Origin of the sequence: Rickettsia endosymbiont of Polydrusus tereticollis, from assembly GCF_964026385.1 — a bacterium.
In the GTDB taxonomy this organism is placed as follows: domain Bacteria; phylum Pseudomonadota; class Alphaproteobacteria; order Rickettsiales; family Rickettsiaceae; genus Rickettsia.
Genome location: NZ_OZ032142.1, coordinates 1,472,107 through 1,492,571, shown reverse-complemented (window position 1 = coordinate 1,492,571; position 20,465 = coordinate 1,472,107). Strand labels below are relative to the sequence as shown.

Genomic DNA, 20,465 nt, shown 5'->3' with positions numbered 1-20,465 from the left:
GATATAGGAGACAAAATCCTCGTAAAGCTGTATAATACTGGTATTTCATTAGAATAATACAAAGGATTTTGTCTCCTATATCTCATGCAATATCCGGGTTAGCGTGTTACCGGATATTGATTTTCCGACGATTCAGGTTTCGGTAACCTTGCCCGGTGCCGATCCGTCTACTATGGCTTCTTCTGTTGCGTTGCCTTTGGAAAAGCAATTTTCTAATATTGCTAATATTGAGTCAATGAATTCAATTAACACCTCCGGCAATACACAAATCACCTTACAATTTTCCTTAGATAGGAATATAGATGCTGCCGCACAGGACGTGCAGGCGGCTATTTCATCGGCAGCAAAGCAATTACCTACCGATTTGGCCTAACCCTCCTTCTTATCGCAAGGTAAATCCGGCTGATGCTCCCATATTTTACCTATCTTTAACTTCCGATACTATGCCGTTATACCAAGTTGATTATTATGCGGAAACAATCATTGCTCAACGATTCTCAATGTTGTCGGGTGTGGCACAGGTACAAGTATATGGATCGCAGCAATATGCAATAAGGGTGCAGCTTGATCCGAGTAAACTAGCCGTTAATATGATAGGGATCGAGGAAGTAGCGAATGCACTTATGCAAAGTAATGTTAACCAGCCGACCGGAGCTTTATACGGGAAAGATATTTATTCGACGATTTTAGTCCCGGGGCAATTACAAAATGCTCAAGAATATAATGATTTGATATTAATGTATCGTAATGGCAATCCTTTATTTCTTAAAAATATCGGCATGGCAATAGATAGTGTTGCTAACAATAAAATAGCTGCTTGGTATAATAATAAACCCGGCATAATTTTGGCTATCCAGAAACAGCCTAACACTAATACTTTGGAGATTATCGATTCAATCAAAAAAATATTACCTTCATTACGTCGGCAGATTCCTGCCGGAGTTGATATAAATATTTTGTTTGACCGATCAGACTCTATTAAAGAATCGGTACATGATGTACAATTTACGCTACTCTTAGCTCTTTTGCTGGTGATAATAGTTATATTCATTTTCCTACATAATTTTTCTTCGACTATTATACCGGCACTGGCATTGCCTTTGTCGATAATAGGCAGCTTTTCGGTTATGTATATTCTAGATTTTAGCATAGATACCCTATCTCTTATGGCTATGACGTTAGCAGTCGGGTTTGTTGTCGATGATGCTATAGTAGTGCTAGAAAACATAACAAGACATATAGAAAATGGGCAAAGTAGATTACAAGCGACGATAGACGGCACCAAAGAAATTGTTTTTACTGTAATTTCCATGACTTTATCGCTAATAGCGGTTTTTATACCTTTATTATTAATGGGAGGAATTTTAGGCAGGTTATTAAATGAATTTGCCGTAACTATAACCTCGGCTATATTATTTTCAGGAATTATTTCTATTACAATTACTCCCGTATTATGTAATATGTTTTTAAAAGAAGGTAGGAATAACGAGTCATCCGAGAAAACTGAAAGAATAAGTGAAAAAGCCTTTGAATATATCAAAGAGAAATACCAAAAAAGCCTTGTAACGGTTATGGATTACGGCAGGGCTACTATGCTAGTGTTTATTATCATGATTTTAGCAACTATTTATCTTTTTACTATCGTATCCAAAGGCTTCTTACCGGACGAAGATTCAGGACAAGTATTAATTTCTACGGAAACCGCACAAAATATTTCTTTTGATGCGATGGTAAATCTACAAAAACAGGTTGTGGATATAGTGCTGCAAAATCCTTATATTGGAGCACTTGCTTCTTCGGTCGGTGCATCGGGGAGAAATTCTTCGATGAATCAAGGAATGGTGTTTATAAGCCTCAAGCCGAGAGATCAAAGACCCGGTTCCAATAAGGTAATTAATGAGCTTCGGGCAAAGCTCAATGATCTAACGGGCATAAAAGTTTATATACAAAATGTTCCGACGCTAAGCATTGGTGGACAGTCAACAAAAAGCCAGTATCAATATACGATGCAAGGCATCGATCAAGATGAGTTATTTAGTTTTGTGCCGAAGCTCCAAGCAAAACTTAGCAAAATAACGGGTTTTATTGATGTGACCTCGGATTTACAAATTGCACAACCGCAAACTAAACTAGAAGTTGACAGGTATAAAGCGGCACAGCTTGGAGTATCGTTGGAACAGATACAAACAACTTTATATAGTGCTTACGGTGCACAGCAAATTTCTACCCTCTATACTCCGACTGCTCAATATTTTGTGATTATGGAACTCGCACCGGAATATCAGACGGATCCATCCATGCTATCTTTACTTTATATTAAATCATCTAACGATGTCCTCGTGCCTTTATCTTCTGTTGCCAAAATAATTAATACCGTCGGACCGCTTAGTATTTCTCATTTCGGGCAGTTACCTTCCGTTACGGTTTCTTTTAACCTCAAACCGGGTTTTTCTTTAAGTTATGCGGTGCCGCAAGTGGAAGCGGCTATAAAAGAGTTGCAAATGCCTGCTAGCATAACGGGAGGCTTTCAAGGAACGGTTCAGGCTTTTCAGTCTTCTCTGTCTGATATGGGGCTACTTATGCTGCTTGCCGCTATATTAATCTATATAGTTCTTGGCATGTTATATGAGAATTTTTTGCACCCGATCTCCATCCTTGCAGGCTTACCGACTGCAGGTTTCGGTGCTCTTCTCACGTTAGTCTTATTCCATAAAGAACTTGATATTTATGGGTTTATCGGTTTGATTATGTTAATCGGTATCGTCAAGAAAAACGCTATCATCATTATTGATTTTGCCCTAGAAATTCAAAAGACTAGTAATAAAACTTCTAAAGAAATTATTTATGAAGCGTGTTTAGTTAGATTTAGACCGATTATGATGACGACGCTTGCGGCTTTAATGGGAGCGTTACCGATTGCTTTGGGACTAGGAGCTACCGGCGGCGAACGGCAATCTTTGGGTCTTGCGGTGGTTGGCGGATTACTAACCTCGCAATTATTAACTTTATATATTACGCCGGTAATCTTTTTATATTTAGAAGCGGCAAAAAACAAATGTACATTTTATATTTTTAGCAGGTAGTATTTGTTTAATGTATAGGCGTTGTTGCGTGGCTCGAAAAACCCCATCATGGCGAGACGCCTCTTGGCGTCGTGGCTCTAAAAAAGTGCTGTATGTCATTCCCGCGAAGGCGGGAATCCAGAAAAAACACTTAAAATAAGCAAAATTATATAGAAATTTACTATATAATTCGCTTAAATATTCTCTGGATTCCCGCCTTCGCGGGAATGACATCAAAAATTCGATCCATGCAACAAGACTGCTCAAGTCACGGCATGACACTGAACGCTTTGCAAAAATTCTATCCACGCAACAATGCCGCCTCGCCATTAAAGCTATATCTAATAAATGGACAAATAATAAACAATAAAGTAAAATCTGGTGTTATAATATATTTTTACTTATAAAATTTAGCATAAAGTGAACAAAAAATTTAACAATTCAAGATTTAATTTTATAGATTTCTTTACTTTATGTACAGTTATTATATTGATAACACTTGGCTTTTGGCAGCTTAGCCGTTTAAAAGAAAAAAAACTATTTCTAGAGGCTATGGATTATAATCTGACTAGCCCTGCCGTAGATTTAAATGCTTTAGAGGATAATTTAATTTACCGTAAAGTAAAAATTACCGGACATTTTTTAGTCGGTGCAGATATACATTTATACGGGCGTAGATCAATGTCGAAGGAAAAAGACGGTTATTATTTAGTGACGCCTTTTAAGACTACGAACGATAAAATTATTTTAGTAGCTCGCGGCTGGTTTAGTAATCGCCATAAAAACGCTATTTCTAGTGCTGCGAATGAGCAAACGCACGAAATTATCGGTGTCACTATGCCGACTGAAAAAATACGTTCTTTTATTCCCGATAATGACATAAAAAATAATGTCTGGTTTACTTTGGATTTGGTAGGTGCTTCTGACATTTTAGGGCTAAAGTTAGAAAATTTTTATGTAATTTTGGACGGCAAAGACATTAGCGGCTTAGATATTCTTATTCCTTTATCGATGAATCATTTAGCAAATATTAGAAACGATCATTTAGAATATGCTTTAACCTGGTTTGGACTCGCTATTTCTTTAATTGTGATTTATTATTTGCGTAAGACTAAACTCAAATCTTGAAATATACTATTCTTGGGTGGTTTTGGGTGTTGTTGCGTGGCTCGAATTTTCTATGTCATTCCCGCGAAGGCGGGAATCCAGAGAATATTTAAACGAATTATATAGTAAATTTTTATATAATTTTGCTTATTTTAAGTGTTTTTTCTGGATTCCCGCCTTTAGCTAGAATGACATATAGCACTTTTTTAGAGCCATGCAACAACGCTTGTATCAAGCTTTATGCAATATGCTGTATTATACTTACATCAACATTTATATTATTATCTCCGATTATTTTAACAAAGTTTAAGTCTTCCTCTCTCTCGACTTGATCTATCTCAGCAGGAGGAATATTACCGTAATCAATTATAGGTGCAGGTTCTGTTTTAGATATCAAGAGTTTTAGTATTTTAAGTTCTATCTCATTCTGCTTAGAGAAGTTACCCGTTATATCTTTAGCAGCAGAATAAGCGTTTAAAGCATCGGTATATTGTTTTTTTGTAAGTAAATAATCTCCTTTTTGAACATGTAAATCATGGTTTTGCAGATTCTTTTTTATTAATTCTTCAAAACATTTCAAAACGCCGGTAGAGTAGCCGGCAATTTTATAATATTTTATTGCTAAATTTAAATAGTAATCATTGTTTTTATTATACTTTATTGCTAGTTGCTCTAATACATTACCGATTCCTTTGTATGATGAAGTGTATGGTAAAGTTTTACAATCAATAGCCTGATTAAAATTCTTCCATGCGTTGCTAAACTCCCCTTTCTTACTATAAATCGTGCCGAGGTTGAAATGGGCTAAAGCTTTAGTTTCGCTTATTTCTTCAGGGGAATTATATTCTTCTAACCACCATATAGCTTCTTCATAATATTGTTCATCTATAGATTTCATTAGTTCCATATCCTTGATAAAAGGCGTATAGATTTCTTTTATTGTTTGTTTGCAATGCACTATTACGCTGTTGAATAAATAGTCTGATTGTTTCTTCAACTCTAAAGGAGGAGTTTTTAAAATTTCTGTGAAAAATGATAAATATTCGGTTTGTTGTTTAAAGATATAGCTATAATTATGTATTTGCTCTTGCTGCTGCGGTGCTTCTAAAAATTTTTCGATAATATCTAAGAGCTTGATAATCAAATTTTTAGGATTAGCATTACTTTTTTCCATTAGCTCATGAAACTTAAATATCTGCTGTAACCCTTGAAAATATTTAAGTTTTTCGATAGGTAGAAGGGTATAATTTTTATCCGCCGGCGGTAAAAGCTTTTTAATGAAAATGTTATTGTCATAATTATCAAAAAATATATGACAATTGACAGGTTTATAACAATTAAAATTTTTTTTATCGAAAGTATGGGCTATGATATCCATTACGTTTGTAATATTAAGTTCTATTGTAGTGTATAACTTATCTATAATATCTTGATATCCATTAAGATTAAAATTTAAAGGTTTTAGTTTTATGTTAACGGCGTCTAACTTAAAATCTTCAAATTTTATTTTAGGAATAAAAAGCCCAACTTCTTGAGGAATTTTAGGAAAAATTTTGATAAATGAAGATTCAAGCGAAGATAAATTATTTAAAAACTCCTTAGTACTTGTATCACTTTTGTTTATAATACTCCCTATTAATCTATTAATATTCTCTAATTCTCGTTCCCCTTTAGTTATAACTAACGCCACACTATGTTTTAATTTTTCTAGCTCTGATTTTGGAAAAATATTAATAAAATTTGCAATTATGGGATAGAATCCGCCGCTTTCTTCCGTTATTGAAGATTCGGGAGTGACAATTATAAATTGCAGGTCATTATTAGCTTTAAACAATCTCTTTAGAGAAAAAAGGTTAATTAATATTTGAGTTATATTTCTCGGTGAATCCTTATTTATCTCAAAGCCCGGACAGTCCCAAATTACGGTATCGCCAATTTTATATTTATTAGGGATATTGGGAGAGGTAGAAGGTTCGTTATGTATCTCTAAATCAAGATTACTAGAATTTTTTAATTGATAGACTTTTTGATCGGGATTATGAACAATTTCCAGTTTATCGTTAATTAATGACGATATCAAAGCACTTTTGCCGCCGCCTACAGCTCCTAATACTAAAACCCCTTTTCTTGTTATTTCCTCAGTTTTGTTATAAATTTCCGTCAATGAGGTAAATATTTGCTTTATTAATTGTAATTGTTGTAATCGTTCCTTCATATTCTTAATCTTTAAAATTAATTCTTGCCGTATCGCTCTTCCCGTTATTGTCAATAACCATTATAATATATTCTCCGATTTTTGCTTGCCATAATAATGGTTCATCGGCTTTAACTCTACTTATTAACTCATCGTTAACAAACCAAAAAATATCGGAAACGCTAGAATCAACGGTTGCCGCAAGATTTATCTTATCACCATTTTTAATTGAATAAACAGAATTTTTTATAGGAGAGGTAATTTTCGGCTTTTGATAGTGTTGATTTACCAAATTACTACAACAATTATCACAGTAGTTTTTGCCTAAAGGTTTCGGTAACAAATGAATACCGGCTTTTTTATATACCGACAGTAAATCGGTCGGCCAAAAATTTACTATTCTATATTCGGTTTGTCCTTCTATAAAGCTACAAGCCGGCATACCGGTATTGATATTTATTAAAATTTTCCTATATATTCCCGACGGTTTTATCGGTGATTTGCCTTTAATAAACCAGGTGTCGGTTTTAACTGGACACATGCCGTTATAAATATCGCCGGTGTCAGCACAGACTGTAACTTTGGTAATATCAAGCTCCTTTGCTTTATCAAGAATCAAATCTTTATCTTTGGTTTTATTTATTACCGCATTTATAATATTAAAAAACAAAGGAGCGGCAGCTTCTACTCCCGTAAACGACCCTCTAACTTGACCTTTAAAATCTCCGATCCATACGGCAAGCACGTATTTGCCGAATATACCGACCGTTAAAGCATCCCTAAACGAGCTAGAAGTACCGGTTTTCCAATATATCGGCAAGCTTTCTATTTTATTATATATGTGCGGGCGGGCGGTACCTTTTAAAATATCGAGAGTTAAGTAGCTCGCTTCTTTAGACAATAGTGTTTTAGATGTAAATCCTTGTTCTTGCTTTCTTAATTCTTTTAGCGGTTGATATGAACCTAACCCGGATATTGCATGAGATATAGGAGACAAAATCCTCGTAAAGCTGTATAATACTGGTATTTCATTAGAATAATACAAAGGATTTTGTCATGACAAATTGTATAGCATATAGTTACCAGTTTTCCAAAGTAAAAAATCGGACAATAGAGATAAATTTCACTTCATGCAATATCCGGGTTAGAGCTATTTTTCAGGAAGGTAGACGAAATTATGGATCTAGACCCATTAAAAAGGCTTTGTTGAGGCAAGGCATAATTGTTAGTCGTAGGAGAATTACAAGACTAATGAATGAAGCTGGCTTAGTATGTAAAACTAAGTATAAATTTAAAGCAACTACTGATTCTAAGCATAATAAGCAAGTTGCTCCTAATTTATTGGATAGACAGTTTAAAGTTTCTAATGTTAATTGTTATTGGGTTGGTGATATCACCTATATCCCAACTGGAGAAGGATGGTTATATTTAGCAACAGTTATTGATCTATTTTCTAGAAAAGTAATAGGCTGGTCAATGAATAGTAATATGAAAGCTGATTTAGTTAATAATGCTTTGCTAATGGCAATATGGCAACGTAAACCACCTAAAAAGCTTATTTGGCATACTGATAGAGGTAGCCAATATTGTTCTGATAGTCATTTAAAACTTATAAAACAACATGGTATTATACAGAGTATGAGTCGTAAAGGAAATTGCTGGGATAATGCTGTTGCTGAAAGCTTTTTTCATACTATAAAAACAGAATTAATTTATCAACATAAATTTAAAACTAGGGAGGAAGCAAAACATGCTATATTTGAATATATAGAGGTATTTTATAATCGTATAAGAATGCATTCTGCTAACGATTATCTATCACCAGTACAATACGAAAAAATACAAAAATGTGCGTAAAAAACTGTCCGGAAAACTGTTGACAGATCAGTTTGTACATAACTTAAACCTTCTTTGTTCTTTATCTTAAATACCTTTCTACGAAAATCTATACTATATGTCATAAGTCTTTTTTTATAGCCGTTTTATTAGCTTCTAGCTATAGAAAACAATGCTGATAGACACTTTGCAATTAAAGTGCATGAACTAATGCTTGATAAATTTATTAAGTCTCATAAAATAGTACCAAAGCAGCTAATACTTGATTTTGATGCTACGGATGATGAAATTCATGGGCAACAGGAAGGTAAGTTTTATCATGGTTATTACGGTCATAATTGCTTTTTACCTTTGTATGTTTTTTGTGGAAAGCATCTGTTAGTTAGTTATCTTAGGACGTCAAAGCAGGATCAAGCAAAACATTCTTGGGCAATATTATCATTGTTAGTAAAACGTTTTCGCCAAGCTTGGCCAGAGGTAAAGATTATTTTTCGTGGTGATAGTGGATTTTGTCGTCATCAGATGTTTGATTGGTGTGATATTCATAATATAAAATATATTGTAGGAATGCCCCAAAATAACAGACTAAATGAGTTACTGAAACCTACAATGGAGAAGTCAAAAGCAGCATTTATTATAACCCAAGAAAAGCAACGTCTTTTTAGTGAGTTTCCATATAAGGCTGGTAGTTGGAGTCATGAACGTAGAATAATTGGTAAGGCAGAAATGACAATGCTTGGAGAAAATCCAAGGTATATAGTAACTAATTTATCAGATAAACCTGAAGATTTATACGACAAAGTTTACTGTGGTCGTGGTGATATGGAAAACCGTATAAAAGAGCAACAACTAGAATTATTTGCAGATCGTACTTCTTGTCATAGATGGTGGGCTAATCAGCTCAGAATGATTTTATCGGGTCTTGCATACACTTTAGTAGAATATATCAGAGGTAATTTATTACAAGGTAGTGCATTAGCAAAAGCACAAATAGGTACAATACGTTTAAAATTATTAAAAATTGGGGTAGTAATTATCCGTAATACTAGGCGTATTAAGTTTTTGTTATCTTCATCATATCCTTACCGACAGGTATGGAATCATGTGATGAAGAAATTAGCATTAGAATAACCTAGATTAGCACTGTTCCCGGTGCTTAGAAAAAATGGGGTAAGGGGCATTACATCTAAAATTTGAAAATAACGGCTTCAAAGCACTTTTTGGCAAAATTTTTACAAAAGTATCATTGCTAATATTATAAATTACTCAATTTCTTACTTTAAATCTCACTTCATGCAATATCCGGGTTAAGTGTTTTTTCTGGATTCCTGCTTTCGCAGGAATGACATATAGCACTTTTCTCGAGCCACGCAACAACGCCGTACCGACGTGGCAATGACAATACCTATACACCGTTACTAAGAACGACATCGTTTTTTAAAAAATTATTTGGTTATTGCTGTGAACATATCCGAGTTCTTCATCAAGCGCCCGGTATTTACTAGTTTATTCATGCTGACAATTTTATTGTTTGGCGTGTTTATAGCTAGAAGCTAATAAAACGGCTATAAAAAAAGACTTATGACATATAGTATAGATTTTCGTAGAAAGGTATTTAAGATAAAGAACAAAGAAGGTTTAAGTTATGTACAAACAGCCAAGCGTTTTGATGTAGGGAAGACAACATTAGTGCGTTGGGCAAAACGTTTGGAGCCTTCACGTACTCGTAATAAACCTGCAACAAAAATCAACATGGAAGCATTAAAACAAGATGTCAAGGACTATCCTGATGCTTATAATTATGAGAGAGCTGAACGTTTAGTTGTAAGTACACATGGCATTTGGAGAGCTCTTAAACGCTTAAATATTACATATAAAAAAAACACTGAATCACCCAAAAGCCAAAGCAAAAGAGAGGTTATGCTTTCAAAATAAAATTACTCAATATACACATGATGGAAAACCTATAGTATACTTGGATGAAAGTGGTTTTATGCATGACATGCCTCGTACTCATGGATATTCTATGAAGGGAGAAAGATGTTTTGGTACACATGATTGGGGAGCTAAAGGACGTACTAATGCTATAGGAGCCTTGCTAGACAAAGCACTTTTGACAGTTAGTCTTTTCGAACATAATATTGATACACAAACTTTTACTCATTGGGTAAAAGAGGATTTAATGCCTAAATTACCAGATGGTTGTGTAATTGTTTTAGATAATGCTGCTTTTCATAAGAATAAAGATATGCAATATCCGGGTTAGCGTGTTACCGGATATTGATTTTCCGACGATTCAGGTTTCGGTAACCTTGCCCGGTGCCGATCCGTCTACTATGGCTTCTTCTGTTGCGTTGCCTTTGGAAAAGCAATTTTCTAATATTGCTAATATTGAGTCAATGAATTCAATTAACACCTCCGGCAATACACAAATCACCTTACAATTTTCCTTAGATAGGAATATAGATGCTGCCGCACAGGACGTGCAGGCGGCTATTTCATCGGCAGCAAAGCAATTACCTACCGATTTGGCCTAACCCTCCTTCTTATCGCAAGGTAAATCCGGCTGATGCTCCCATATTTTACCTATCTTTAACTTCCGATACTATGCCGTTATACCAAGTTGATTATTATGCGGAAACAATCATTGCTCAACGATTCTCAATGTTGTCGGGTGTGGCACAGGTACAAGTATATGGATCGCAGCAATATGCAATAAGGGTGCAGCTTGATCCGAGTAAACTAGCCGTTAATATGATAGGGATCGAGGAAGTAGCGAATGCACTTATGCAAAGTAATGTTAACCAGCCGACCGGAGCTTTATACGGGAAAGATATTTATTCGACGATTTTAGTCCCGGGGCAATTACAAAATGCTCAAGAATATAATGATTTGATATTAATGTATCGTAATGGCAATCCTTTATTTCTTAAAAATATCGGCATGGCAATAGATAGTGTTGCTAACAATAAAATAGCTGCTTGGTATAATAATAAACCCGGCATAATTTTGGCTATCCAGAAACAGCCTAACACTAATACTTTGGAGATTATCGATTCAATCAAAAAAATATTACCTTCATTACGTCGGCAGATTCCTGCCGGAGTTGATATAAATATTTTGTTTGACCGATCAGACTCTATTAAAGAATCGGTACATGATGTACAATTTACGCTACTCTTAGCTCTTTTGCTGGTGATAATAGTTATATTCATTTTCCTACATAATTTTTCTTCGACTATTATACCGGCACTGGCATTGCCTTTGTCGATAATAGGCAGCTTTTCGGTTATGTATATTCTAGATTTTAGCATAGATACCCTATCTCTTATGGCTATGACGTTAGCAGTCGGGTTTGTTGTCGATGATGCTATAGTAGTGCTAGAAAACATAACAAGACATATAGAAAATGGGCAAAGTAGATTACAAGCGACGATAGACGGCACCAAAGAAATTGTTTTTACTGTAATTTCCATGACTTTATCGCTAATAGCGGTTTTTATACCTTTATTATTAATGGGAGGAATTTTAGGCAGGTTATTAAATGAATTTGCCGTAACTATAACCTCGGCTATATTATTTTCAGGAATTATTTCTATTACAATTACTCCCGTATTATGTAATATGTTTTTAAAAGAAGGTAGGAATAACGAGTCATCCGAGAAAACTGAAAGAATAAGTGAAAAAGCCTTTGAATATATCAAAGAGAAATACCAAAAAAGCCTTGTAACGGTTATGGATTACGGCAGGGCTACTATGCTAGTGTTTATTATCATGATTTTAGCAACTATTTATCTTTTTACTATCGTATCCAAAGGCTTCTTACCGGACGAAGATTCAGGACAAGTATTAATTTCTACGGAAACCGCACAAAATATTTCTTTTGATGCGATGGTAAATCTACAAAAACAGGTTGTGGATATAGTGCTGCAAAATCCTTATATTGGAGCACTTGCTTCTTCGGTCGGTGCATCGGGGAGAAATTCTTCGATGAATCAAGGAATGGTGTTTATAAGCCTCAAGCCGAGAGATCAAAGACCCGGTTCCAATAAGGTAATTAATGAGCTTCGGGCAAAGCTCAATGATCTAACGGGCATAAAAGTTTATATACAAAATGTTCCGACGCTAAGCATTGGTGGACAGTCAACAAAAAGCCAGTATCAATATACGATGCAAGGCATCGATCAAGATGAGTTATTTAGTTTTGTGCCGAAGCTCCAAGCAAAACTTAGCAAAATAACGGGTTTTATTGATGTGACCTCGGATTTACAAATTGCACAACCGCAAACTAAACTAGAAGTTGACAGGTATAAAGCGGCACAGCTTGGAGTATCGTTGGAACAGATACAAACAACTTTATATAGTGCTTACGGTGCACAGCAAATTTCTACCCTCTATACTCCGACTGCTCAATATTTTGTGATTATGGAACTCGCACCGGAATATCAGACGGATCCATCCATGCTATCTTTACTTTATATTAAATCATCTAACGATGTCCTCGTGCCTTTATCTTCTGTTGCCAAAATAATTAATACCGTCGGACCGCTTAGTATTTCTCATTTCGGGCAGTTACCTTCCGTTACGGTTTCTTTTAACCTCAAACCGGGTTTTTCTTTAAGTTATGCGGTGCCGCAAGTGGAAGCGGCTATAAAAGAGTTGCAAATGCCTGCTAGCATAACGGGAGGCTTTCAAGGAACGGTTCAGGCTTTTCAGTCTTCTCTGTCTGATATGGGGCTACTTATGCTGCTTGCCGCTATATTAATCTATATAGTTCTTGGCATGTTATATGAGAATTTTTTGCACCCGATCTCCATCCTTGCAGGCTTACCGACTGCAGGTTTCGGTGCTCTTCTCACGTTAGTCTTATTCCATAAAGAACTTGATATTTATGGGTTTATCGGTTTGATTATGTTAATCGGTATCGTCAAGAAAAACGCTATCATCATTATTGATTTTGCCCTAGAAATTCAAAAGACTAGTAATAAAACTTCTAAAGAAATTATTTATGAAGCGTGTTTAGTTAGATTTAGACCGATTATGATGACGACGCTTGCGGCTTTAATGGGAGCGTTACCGATTGCTTTGGGACTAGGAGCTACCGGCGGCGAACGGCAATCTTTGGGTCTTGCGGTGGTTGGCGGATTACTAACCTCGCAATTATTAACTTTATATATTACGCCGGTAATCTTTTTATATTTAGAAGCGGCAAAAAACAAATGTACATTTTATATTTTTAGCAGGTAGTATTTGTTTAATGTATAGGCGTTGTTGCGTGGCTCGAAAAACCCCATCATGGCGAGACGCCTCTTGGCGTCGTGGCTCTAAAAAAGTGCTGTATGTCATTCCCGCGAAGGCGGGAATCCAGAAAAAACACTTAAAATAAGCAAAATTATATAGAAATTTACTATATAATTCGCTTAAATATTCTCTGGATTCCCGCCTTCGCGGGAATGACATCAAAAATTCGATCCATGCAACAAGACTGCTCAAGTCACGGCATGACACTGAACGCTTTGCAAAAATTCTATCCACGCAACAATGCCGCCTCGCCATTAAAGCTATATCTAATAAATGGACAAATAATAAACAATAAAGTAAAATCTGGTGTTATAATATATTTTTACTTATAAAATTTAGCATAAAGTGAACAAAAAATTTAACAATTCAAGATTTAATTTTATAGATTTCTTTACTTTATGTACAGTTATTATATTGATAACACTTGGCTTTTGGCAGCTTAGCCGTTTAAAAGAAAAAAAACTATTTCTAGAGGCTATGGATTATAATCTGACTAGCCCTGCCGTAGATTTAAATGCTTTAGAGGATAATTTAATTTACCGTAAAGTAAAAATTACCGGACATTTTTTAGTCGGTGCAGATATACATTTATACGGGCGTAGATCAATGTCGAAGGAAAAAGACGGTTATTATTTAGTGACGCCTTTTAAGACTACGAACGATAAAATTATTTTAGTAGCTCGCGGCTGGTTTAGTAATCGCCATAAAAACGCTATTTCTAGTGCTGCGAATGAGCAAACGCACGAAATTATCGGTGTCACTATGCCGACTGAAAAAATACGTTCTTTTATTCCCGATAATGACATAAAAAATAATGTCTGGTTTACTTTGGATTTGGTAGGTGCTTCTGACATTTTAGGGCTAAAGTTAGAAAATTTTTATGTAATTTTGGACGGCAAAGACATTAGCGGCTTAGATATTCTTATTCCTTTATCGATGAATCATTTAGCAAATATTAGAAACGATCATTTAGAATATGCTTTAACCTGGTTTGGACTCGCTATTTCTTTAATTGTGATTTATTATTTGCGTAAGACTAAACTCAAATCTTGAAATATACTATTCTTGGGTGGTTTTGGGTGTTGTTGCGTGGCTCGAATTTTCTATGTCATTCCCGCGAAGGCGGGAATCCAGAGAATATTTAAACGAATTATATAGTAAATTTTTATATAATTTTGCTTATTTTAAGTGTTTTTTCTGGATTCCCGCCTTTAGCTAGAATGACATATAGCACTTTTTTAGAGCCATGCAACAACGCTTGTATCAAGCTTTATGCAATATGCTGTATTATACTTACATCAACATTTATATTATTATCTCCGATTATTTTAACAAAGTTTAAGTCTTCCTCTCTCTCGACTTGATCTATCTCAGCAGGAGGAATATTACCGTAATCAATTATAGGTGCAGGTTCTGTTTTAGATATCAAGAGTTTTAGTATTTTAAGTTCTATCTCATTCTGCTTAGAGAAGTTACCCGTTATATCTTTAGCAGCAGAATAAGCGTTTAAAGCATCGGTATATTGTTTTTTTGTAAGTAAATAATCTCCTTTTTGAACATGTAAATCATGGTTTTGCAGATTCTTTTTTATTAATTCTTCAAAACATTTCAAAACGCCGGTAGAGTAGCCGGCAATTTTATAATATTTTATTGCTAAATTTAAATAGTAATCATTGTTTTTATTATACTTTATTGCTAGTTGCTCTAATACATTACCGATTCCTTTGTATGATGAAGTGTATGGTAAAGTTTTACAATCAATAGCCTGATTAAAATTCTTCCATGCGTTGCTAAACTCCCCTTTCTTACTATAAATCGTGCCGAGGTTGAAATGGGCTAAAGCTTTAGTTTCGCTTATTTCTTCAGGGGAATTATATTCTTCTAACCACCATATAGCTTCTTCATAATATTGTTCATCTATAGATTTCATTAGTTCCATATCCTTGATAAAAGGCGTATAGATTTCTTTTATTGTTTGTTTGCAATGCACTATTACGCTGTTGAATAAATAGTCTGATTGTTTCTTCAACTCTAAAGGAGGAGTTTTTAAAATTTCTGTGAAAAATGATAAATATTCGGTTTGTTGTTTAAAGATATAGCTATAATTATGTATTTGCTCTTGCTGCTGCGGTGCTTCTAAAAATTTTTCGATAATATCTAAGAGCTTGATAATCAAATTTTTAGGATTAGCATTACTTTTTTCCATTAGCTCATGAAACTTAAATATCTGCTGTAACCCTTGAAAATATTTAAGTTTTTCGATAGGTAGAAGGGTATAATTTTTATCCGCCGGCGGTAAAAGCTTTTTAATGAAAATGTTATTGTCATAATTATCAAAAAATATATGACAATTGACAGGTTTATAACAATTAAAATTTTTTTTATCGAAAGTATGGGCTATGATATCCATTACGTTTGTAATATTAAGTTCTATTGTAGTGTATAACTTATCTATAATATCTTGATATCCATTAAGATTAAAATTTAAAGGTTTTAGTTTTATGTTAACGGCGTCTAACTTAAAATCTTCAAATTTTATTTTAGGAATAAAAAGCCCAACTTCTTGAGGAATTTTAGGAAAAATTTTGATAAATGAAGATTCAAGCGAAGATAAATTATTTAAAAACTCCTTAGTACTTGTATCACTTTTGTTTATAATACTCCCTATTAATCTATTAATATTCTCTAATTCTCGTTCCCCTTTAGTTATAACTAACGCCACACTATGTTTTAATTTTTCTAGCTCTGATTTTGGAAAAATATTAATAAAATTTGCAATTATGGGATAGAATCCGCCGCTTTCTTCCGTTATTGAAGATTCGGGAGTGACAATTATAAATTGCAGGTCATTATTAGCTTTAAACAATCTCTTTAGAGAAAAAAGGTTAATTAATATTTGAGTTATATTTCTCGGTGAATCCTTATTTATCTCAAAGCCCGGACAGTCCCAAATTACGGTATCGCCAATTTTATATTTATTAGGGATATTGGGAGAGGTAGAAGGTTCGTTATGTATCTCTAAATCAAGATTACTAGAATTTTTTAATTGATAGACTTTTTGATCGGGATTATGAACAATTTCCAGTTTATCGTTAATTAATGACGATATCAAAGCACTTTTGCCGCCGCCTACAGCTCCTAATACTAAAACCCCTTTTCTTGTTATTTCCTCAGTTTTGTTATAAATTTCCGTCAATGAGGTAAATATTTGCTTTATTAATTGTAATTGTTGTAATCGTTCCTTCATATTCTTAATCTTTAAAATTAATTCTTGCCGTATCGCTCTTCCCGTTATTGTCAATAACCATTATAATATATTCTCCGATTTTTGCTTGCCATAATAATGGTTCATCGGCTTTAACTCTACTTATTAACTCATCGTTAACAAACCAAAAAATATCGGAAACGCTAGAATCAACGGTTGCCGCAAGATTTATCTTATCACCATTTTTAATTGAATAAACAGAATTTTTTATAGGAGAGGTAATTTTCGGCTTTTGATAGTGTTGATTTACCAAATTACTACAACAATTATCACAGTAGTTTTTGCCTAAAGGTTTCGGTAACAAATGAATACCGGCTTTTTTATATACCGACAGTAAATCGGTCGGCCAAAAATTTACTATTCTATATTCGGTTTGTCCTTCTATAAAGCTACAAGCCGGCATACCGGTATTGATATTTATTAAAATTTTCCTATATATTCCCGACGGTTTTATCGGTGATTTGCCTTTAATAAACCAGGTGTCGGTTTTAACTGGACACATGCCGTTATAAATATCGCCGGTGTCAGCACAGACTGTAACTTTGGTAATATCAAGCTCCTTTGCTTTATCAAGAATCAAATCTTTATCTTTGGTTTTATTTATTACCGCATTTATAATATTAAAAAACAAAGGAGCGGCAGCTTCTACTCCCGTAAACGACCCTCTAACTTGACCTTTAAAATCTCCGATCCATACGGCAAGCACGTATTTGCCGAATATACCGACCGTTAAAGCATCCCTAAACGAGCTAGAAGTACCGGTTTTCCAATATATCGGCAAGCTTTCTATTTTATTATATATGTGCGGGCGGGCGGTACCTTTTAAAATATCGAGAGTTAAGTAGCTCGCTTCTTTAGACAATAGTGTTTTAGATGTAAATCCTTGTTCTTGCTTTCTTAATTCTTTTAGCGGTTGATATGAACCTAACCCGGATATTGCATGAGATATAGGAGACAAAATCCTCGTAAAGCTGTATAATACTGGTATTTCATTAGAATAATACAAAGGATTTTGTCATGACAAATTGTATAGCATATAGTTACCAGTTTTCCAAAGTAAAAAATCGGACAATAGAGATAAATTTCACTTCATGCAATATCCGGGTTAGAGCTATTTTTCAGGAAGGTAGACGAAATTATGGATCTAGCCCGGATATTGCATGAAGTGAGATTTAAAGTAAGAAATTGAGTAATTTATAATATTAGCAATGATACTTTTGTAAAAATTTTGCCAAAAAGTGCTTTGAAGCCGTTATTTTCAAATTTTAGATGTAATGCCCCTTACCCCATTTTTTCTAAGCACCGGGAACAGTGCTAATCTAGGTTATTCTAATGCTAATTTCTTCATCACATGATTCCATACCTGTCGGTAAGGATATGATGAAGATAACAAAAACTTAATACGCCTAGTATTACGGATAATTACTACCCCAATTTTTAATAATTTTAAACGTATTGTACCTATTTGTGCTTTTGCTAATGCACTACCTTGTAATAAATTACCTCTGATATATTCTACTAAAGTGTATGCAAGACCCGATAAAATCATTCTGAGCTGATTAGCCCACCATCTATGACAAGAAGTACGATCTGCAAATAATTCTAGTTGTTGCTCTTTTATACGGTTTTCCATATCACCACGACCACAGTAAACTTTGTCGTATAAATCTTCAGGTTTATCTGATAAATTAGTTACTATATACCTTGGATTTTCTCCAAGCATTGTCATTTCTGCCTTACCAATTATTCTACGTTCATGACTCCAACTACCAGCCTTATATGGAAACTCACTAAAAAGACGTTGCTTTTCTTGGGTTATAATAAATGCTGCTTTTGACTTCTCCATTGTAGGTTTCAGTAACTCATTTAGTCTGTTATTTTGGGGCATTCCTACAATATATTTTATATTATGAATATCACACCAATCAAACATCTGATGACGACAAAATCCACTATCACCACGAAAAATAATCTTTACCTCTGGCCAAGCTTGGCGAAAACGTTTTACTAACAATGATAATATTGCCCAAGAATGTTTTGCTTGATCCTGCTTTGACGTCCTAAGATAACTAACTAACAGATGCTTTCCACAAAAAACATACAAAGGTAAAAAGCAATTATGACCGTAATAACCATGATAAAACTTACCTTCCTGTTGCCCATGAATTTCATCATCCGTAGCATCAAAATCAAGTATTAGCTGCTTTGGTACTATTTTATGAGACTTAATAAATTTATCAAGCATTAGTTCATGCACTTTAATTGCAAAGTGTCTATCAGCATTGTTTTCTATACGACATAAGGTAGAACTACTTGCCATATCATCAATTGTTTCCATAGCTGTTTGCATAGCAGGACATTTTCGTAGATAATTGTGGTCATTTAAATCTTCATAACCTAATGCAATACCATAAATTCGTTGCCTCAGCATTGTTGCCATATTATGGGTAATTTTACTACCATCTCGTCTATCAGGAAATATTTTAGCAAGCTCCTCTGTTATACCAAGCCTTTTATCTGCTTCTCTTAATAACAACACACCTCCATCGCTACTAATATCACCTCCAGTGAAATTTATCTCTATTGTCCGATTTTTTACTTTGGAAAACTGGTAACTATATGCTATACAATTTGTCATGACAAAATCCTTTGTATTATTCTAATGAAATACCAGTATTATACAGCTTTACGAGGATTTTGTCTCCTATATCTCATGCAATATCCGGGCTAAACAAGGAACCTTACCTTTAATTAGGGATGACACAACAAATTCTCCTAATTGTTGCTCACAGTTATAATCTGCTGCAAGCTTTAAAATACCTACCATCAATTTATTAGCCTGACGTGGTGTACAATGTTGATCAATTAGCAACCAAATTTTTTTATATATAGGAGTTGGTAGTATGTCATCCCGCAGAATAGAATAGCGAAAAGCTCCGGGTTTACGTACCAAGCTATTAATTAAATGACGATAATTAATGCATCTAGCTGCTTTTTGCTTGTCATCCCCTCTTACTCTAGGTAAATCCAAAACATGATCACTTCCCAAGTAACATGACAAACGATCATCATAAATATGTATTCCTAATTGATACCCTATTAATCTGGAAGGTACACTATACATAACTTTTTTTACTGTAATAGTGCTAGAAGTTGTCACCCTAGCTGTTGTTTGGCTAAAATCTATAGTTCTGTGGGCCGGCAATCCTTTTAAATAAGATCGTTCAATATAAAGTTGTGGTTGATGACGATTATTGTGTCGTTGAACAACAGAGTCTATAAAATTTTGATAGTCATCTATAGATTCAAAATTATAAGAACCACGCAATAAAAGAGCTTGCTCTAAACGTCTCTTAAGATGACCATGTGCAGCCTCAACGCTACCATTCTCATGTCCTTTCCCACGATTGTTTCTTGTAGCATGCATGCCATAATGAGCACATACTTCTTTATAAGAACATGTTATATCATCTGACTCCTCTTGCGATAAATTCTTGAAAGCAGCTGACAAACTGTCAGTCCTATGTTCTTCAGGACATCCTCCTAAACTCCATAATGCATCCTGAAGCGATTGAGAAAGAGCGGTAAAACTTTCTCCGCCCTGAATCACTTTCATAAAAGACCAATTACTATAAGCTAACCGAAAATGATACAATAGATGCTTAATTGTAAAGTGCCAGGAGAAAGGGTACAAATGGAC

General features: G+C 34.5%; 19 protein-coding genes and 2 pseudogenes. 13 read left to right on the top strand and 8 right to left on the bottom strand.

From position 1 onward, the window contains the following. Positions 1-103: 103 nt before the first annotated feature. Both AAGD48_RS07290 and AAGD48_RS07285 read left to right on the top strand, forming a co-directional pair. Positions 104-373 (top strand): efflux RND transporter permease subunit, encoded by a 270-nt coding sequence (locus AAGD48_RS07290; RefSeq protein WP_341789564.1) that lies wholly within the window; start codon positions 104-106, stop codon positions 371-373. Further along, positions 303-3,083, top strand: a complete 2,781-nt coding sequence (locus AAGD48_RS07285; protein ID WP_341789563.1) for an efflux RND transporter permease subunit — start codon at positions 303-305, stop codon at positions 3,081-3,083. The genes AAGD48_RS07290 and AAGD48_RS07285 overlap by 71 nt, the downstream gene beginning before the upstream one ends. Here AAGD48_RS07285 and AAGD48_RS07280 read toward each other — a convergent pair. After that, positions 3,036-3,182 carry a hypothetical protein gene (locus tag AAGD48_RS07280; protein WP_341789562.1) on the bottom strand — a complete coding sequence of 49 codons (147 nt, stop codon included), beginning with the start codon at positions 3,180-3,182 and terminating at the stop codon, positions 3,036-3,038. The two genes, AAGD48_RS07285 and AAGD48_RS07280, sit on opposite strands and share 48 nt — an antisense overlap. A gap of 107 nt (positions 3,183-3,289) precedes the next feature. Between AAGD48_RS07280 and AAGD48_RS07275 the strand changes: the two genes are divergently transcribed. Together AAGD48_RS07275 and AAGD48_RS07270 are read left to right on the top strand one after the other, a co-directional pair. Beyond that, positions 3,290-3,469, top strand: a complete 180-nt coding sequence (locus AAGD48_RS07275) for a hypothetical protein (protein ID WP_341789561.1) — start codon at positions 3,290-3,292, stop codon at positions 3,467-3,469. Positions 3,470-3,518: 49 nt separating this feature from the next. After that, the gene (locus tag AAGD48_RS07270; RefSeq protein ID WP_341790763.1) at positions 3,519-4,190 is read left to right on the top strand and encodes an SURF1 family protein; all 672 of its coding nucleotides are present in this window, start codon (positions 3,519-3,521) and stop codon (positions 4,188-4,190) included. Positions 4,191-4,407: 217 nt separating this feature from the next. Here the strand turns inward: AAGD48_RS07270 and AAGD48_RS07265 are convergent, their stop codons facing one another. Beyond that, complete coding sequence (locus AAGD48_RS07265) at positions 4,408-6,384, bottom strand: hypothetical protein (RefSeq protein WP_341789560.1); 1,977 nt, start codon at positions 6,382-6,384, stop codon at positions 4,408-4,410. 4 nt (positions 6,385-6,388) lie between these two features. Then, a pseudogene (locus AAGD48_RS07260) lies at positions 6,389-7,294 on the bottom strand (penicillin-binding protein 1C); the annotation flags it as partial. 125 nt (positions 7,295-7,419) lie between these two features. Between AAGD48_RS07260 and AAGD48_RS07255 the strand changes: the two are divergent. The 6 genes from AAGD48_RS07255 to AAGD48_RS07230 all read left to right on the top strand — a co-directional run bounded on the left by AAGD48_RS07255 (position 7,420) and on the right by AAGD48_RS07230 (position 13,446). Continuing rightward, positions 7,420-8,220, top strand: a complete 801-nt coding sequence (locus AAGD48_RS07255) for an IS3 family transposase (protein ID WP_341789566.1) — start codon at positions 7,420-7,422, stop codon at positions 8,218-8,220. 189 nt (positions 8,221-8,409) lie between these two features. Further along, positions 8,410-9,330 (top strand): IS1380 family transposase, encoded by a 921-nt coding sequence (locus AAGD48_RS07250; protein ID WP_341789433.1) that lies wholly within the window; start codon positions 8,410-8,412, stop codon positions 9,328-9,330. A gap of 450 nt (positions 9,331-9,780) precedes the next feature. After that, the gene (locus tag AAGD48_RS07245) at positions 9,781-10,134 is read left to right on the top strand and encodes an IS630 transposase-related protein (protein WP_341789396.1); all 354 of its coding nucleotides are present in this window, start codon (positions 9,781-9,783) and stop codon (positions 10,132-10,134) included. 58 nt (positions 10,135-10,192) lie between these two features. Continuing rightward, entirely contained in the window at positions 10,193-10,465 is a 273-nt protein-coding gene (locus AAGD48_RS07240; protein WP_341789565.1) for a transposase, read from the top strand. Position 10,466: 1 nt separating this feature from the next. Then, positions 10,467-10,736: an efflux RND transporter permease subunit gene (locus tag AAGD48_RS07235; RefSeq protein WP_341789564.1), complete on the top strand. Its 270-nt coding sequence runs from the start codon at positions 10,467-10,469 to the stop codon at positions 10,734-10,736. Then, a complete protein-coding gene (locus AAGD48_RS07230; protein WP_341789563.1) occupies positions 10,666-13,446 on the top strand; it encodes an efflux RND transporter permease subunit in 2,781 nt (926 codons plus the stop codon). Before AAGD48_RS07235 ends, AAGD48_RS07230 begins: the two co-directional genes overlap by 71 nt. On the opposite strand, the gene AAGD48_RS07225 is transcribed toward AAGD48_RS07230, so the two are convergent. Continuing rightward, on the bottom strand, positions 13,399-13,545 hold the full coding sequence (locus tag AAGD48_RS07225) for a hypothetical protein (protein ID WP_341789562.1): 147 nt from the start codon (positions 13,543-13,545) through the stop codon (positions 13,399-13,401). The two genes, AAGD48_RS07230 and AAGD48_RS07225, sit on opposite strands and share 48 nt — an antisense overlap. A 107-nt stretch (positions 13,546-13,652) precedes the next feature. Here AAGD48_RS07225 and AAGD48_RS07220 point away from each other — a divergent pair, with 107 nt between their 5' ends. Next, the gene (locus AAGD48_RS07220) at positions 13,653-13,832 is read left to right on the top strand and encodes a hypothetical protein (RefSeq protein WP_341789561.1); all 180 of its coding nucleotides are present in this window, start codon (positions 13,653-13,655) and stop codon (positions 13,830-13,832) included. A gap of 49 nt (positions 13,833-13,881) precedes the next feature. Further along, positions 13,882-14,553 (top strand): SURF1 family protein, encoded by a 672-nt coding sequence (locus AAGD48_RS07215; protein ID WP_341790763.1) that lies wholly within the window; start codon positions 13,882-13,884, stop codon positions 14,551-14,553. Between the two features lie 217 nt (positions 14,554-14,770). On the opposite strand, the gene AAGD48_RS07210 is transcribed toward AAGD48_RS07215, so the two are convergent. Both AAGD48_RS07210 and AAGD48_RS07205 read right to left on the bottom strand, forming a co-directional pair. After that, positions 14,771-16,747, bottom strand: coding sequence for a hypothetical protein (locus AAGD48_RS07210; protein WP_341789560.1), 1,977 nt, complete (start codon positions 16,745-16,747; stop codon positions 14,771-14,773). A gap of 4 nt (positions 16,748-16,751) precedes the next feature. After that, a pseudogene (locus AAGD48_RS07205) lies at positions 16,752-17,657 on the bottom strand (penicillin-binding protein 1C); the annotation flags it as partial. A gap of 125 nt (positions 17,658-17,782) precedes the next feature. Here AAGD48_RS07205 and AAGD48_RS07200 point away from each other — a divergent pair. After that, on the top strand, positions 17,783-17,929 hold the full coding sequence (locus AAGD48_RS07200) for a hypothetical protein (protein WP_341789559.1): 147 nt from the start codon (positions 17,783-17,785) through the stop codon (positions 17,927-17,929). Between the two features lie 160 nt (positions 17,930-18,089). Here the strand turns inward: AAGD48_RS07200 and AAGD48_RS07195 are convergent, their stop codons facing one another. After that, the gene (locus AAGD48_RS07195) at positions 18,090-19,403 is read right to left on the bottom strand and encodes an IS1380 family transposase (RefSeq protein ID WP_341789277.1); all 1,314 of its coding nucleotides are present in this window, start codon (positions 19,401-19,403) and stop codon (positions 18,090-18,092) included. 66 nt (positions 19,404-19,469) lie between these two features. Then, entirely contained in the window at positions 19,470-20,381 is a 912-nt protein-coding gene (locus tag AAGD48_RS07190) for a Mu transposase domain-containing protein (RefSeq protein ID WP_341789558.1), read from the bottom strand. Between the last annotated feature and the right edge of the window lie 84 nt (positions 20,382-20,465).

Bases quoted from the DNA above. Each gene is read 5' to 3' on its own strand.
- AAGD48_RS07245 (WP_341789396.1), top strand. From the start codon at position 9,781: ATGACATATAGTATAGATTTTCGTAGAAAGGTATTTAAGATAAAGAAC.
- AAGD48_RS07210 (WP_341789560.1), bottom strand. From the start codon at position 16,747: ATGAAGGAACGATTACAACAATTACAATTAATAAAGCAAATATTTACC.
- AAGD48_RS07240 (WP_341789565.1), top strand. From the start codon at position 10,193: ATGCATGACATGCCTCGTACTCATGGATATTCTATGAAGGGAGAAAGA.
- AAGD48_RS07265 (WP_341789560.1), bottom strand. From the start codon at position 6,384: ATGAAGGAACGATTACAACAATTACAATTAATAAAGCAAATATTTACC.
- AAGD48_RS07200 (WP_341789559.1), top strand. From the start codon at position 17,783: ATGACAAATTGTATAGCATATAGTTACCAGTTTTCCAAAGTAAAAAAT.
- AAGD48_RS07280 (WP_341789562.1), bottom strand. From the start codon at position 3,182: ATGACATACAGCACTTTTTTAGAGCCACGACGCCAAGAGGCGTCTCGC.
- AAGD48_RS07195 (WP_341789277.1), bottom strand. From the start codon at position 19,403: ATGACAAATTGTATAGCATATAGTTACCAGTTTTCCAAAGTAAAAAAT.
- AAGD48_RS07225 (WP_341789562.1), bottom strand. From the start codon at position 13,545: ATGACATACAGCACTTTTTTAGAGCCACGACGCCAAGAGGCGTCTCGC.
- AAGD48_RS07275 (WP_341789561.1), top strand. From the start codon at position 3,290: ATGACATCAAAAATTCGATCCATGCAACAAGACTGCTCAAGTCACGGC.
- AAGD48_RS07190 (WP_341789558.1), bottom strand. From the start codon at position 20,381: ATGAAAGTGATTCAGGGCGGAGAAAGTTTTACCGCTCTTTCTCAATCG.
- AAGD48_RS07255 (WP_341789566.1), top strand. From the start codon at position 7,420: ATGACAAATTGTATAGCATATAGTTACCAGTTTTCCAAAGTAAAAAAT.
- AAGD48_RS07220 (WP_341789561.1), top strand. From the start codon at position 13,653: ATGACATCAAAAATTCGATCCATGCAACAAGACTGCTCAAGTCACGGC.
- AAGD48_RS07250 (WP_341789433.1), top strand. From the start codon at position 8,410: ATGCTTGATAAATTTATTAAGTCTCATAAAATAGTACCAAAGCAGCTA.
- AAGD48_RS07285 (WP_341789563.1), top strand. From the start codon at position 303: ATGCTGCCGCACAGGACGTGCAGGCGGCTATTTCATCGGCAGCAAAGC.
- AAGD48_RS07230 (WP_341789563.1), top strand. From the start codon at position 10,666: ATGCTGCCGCACAGGACGTGCAGGCGGCTATTTCATCGGCAGCAAAGC.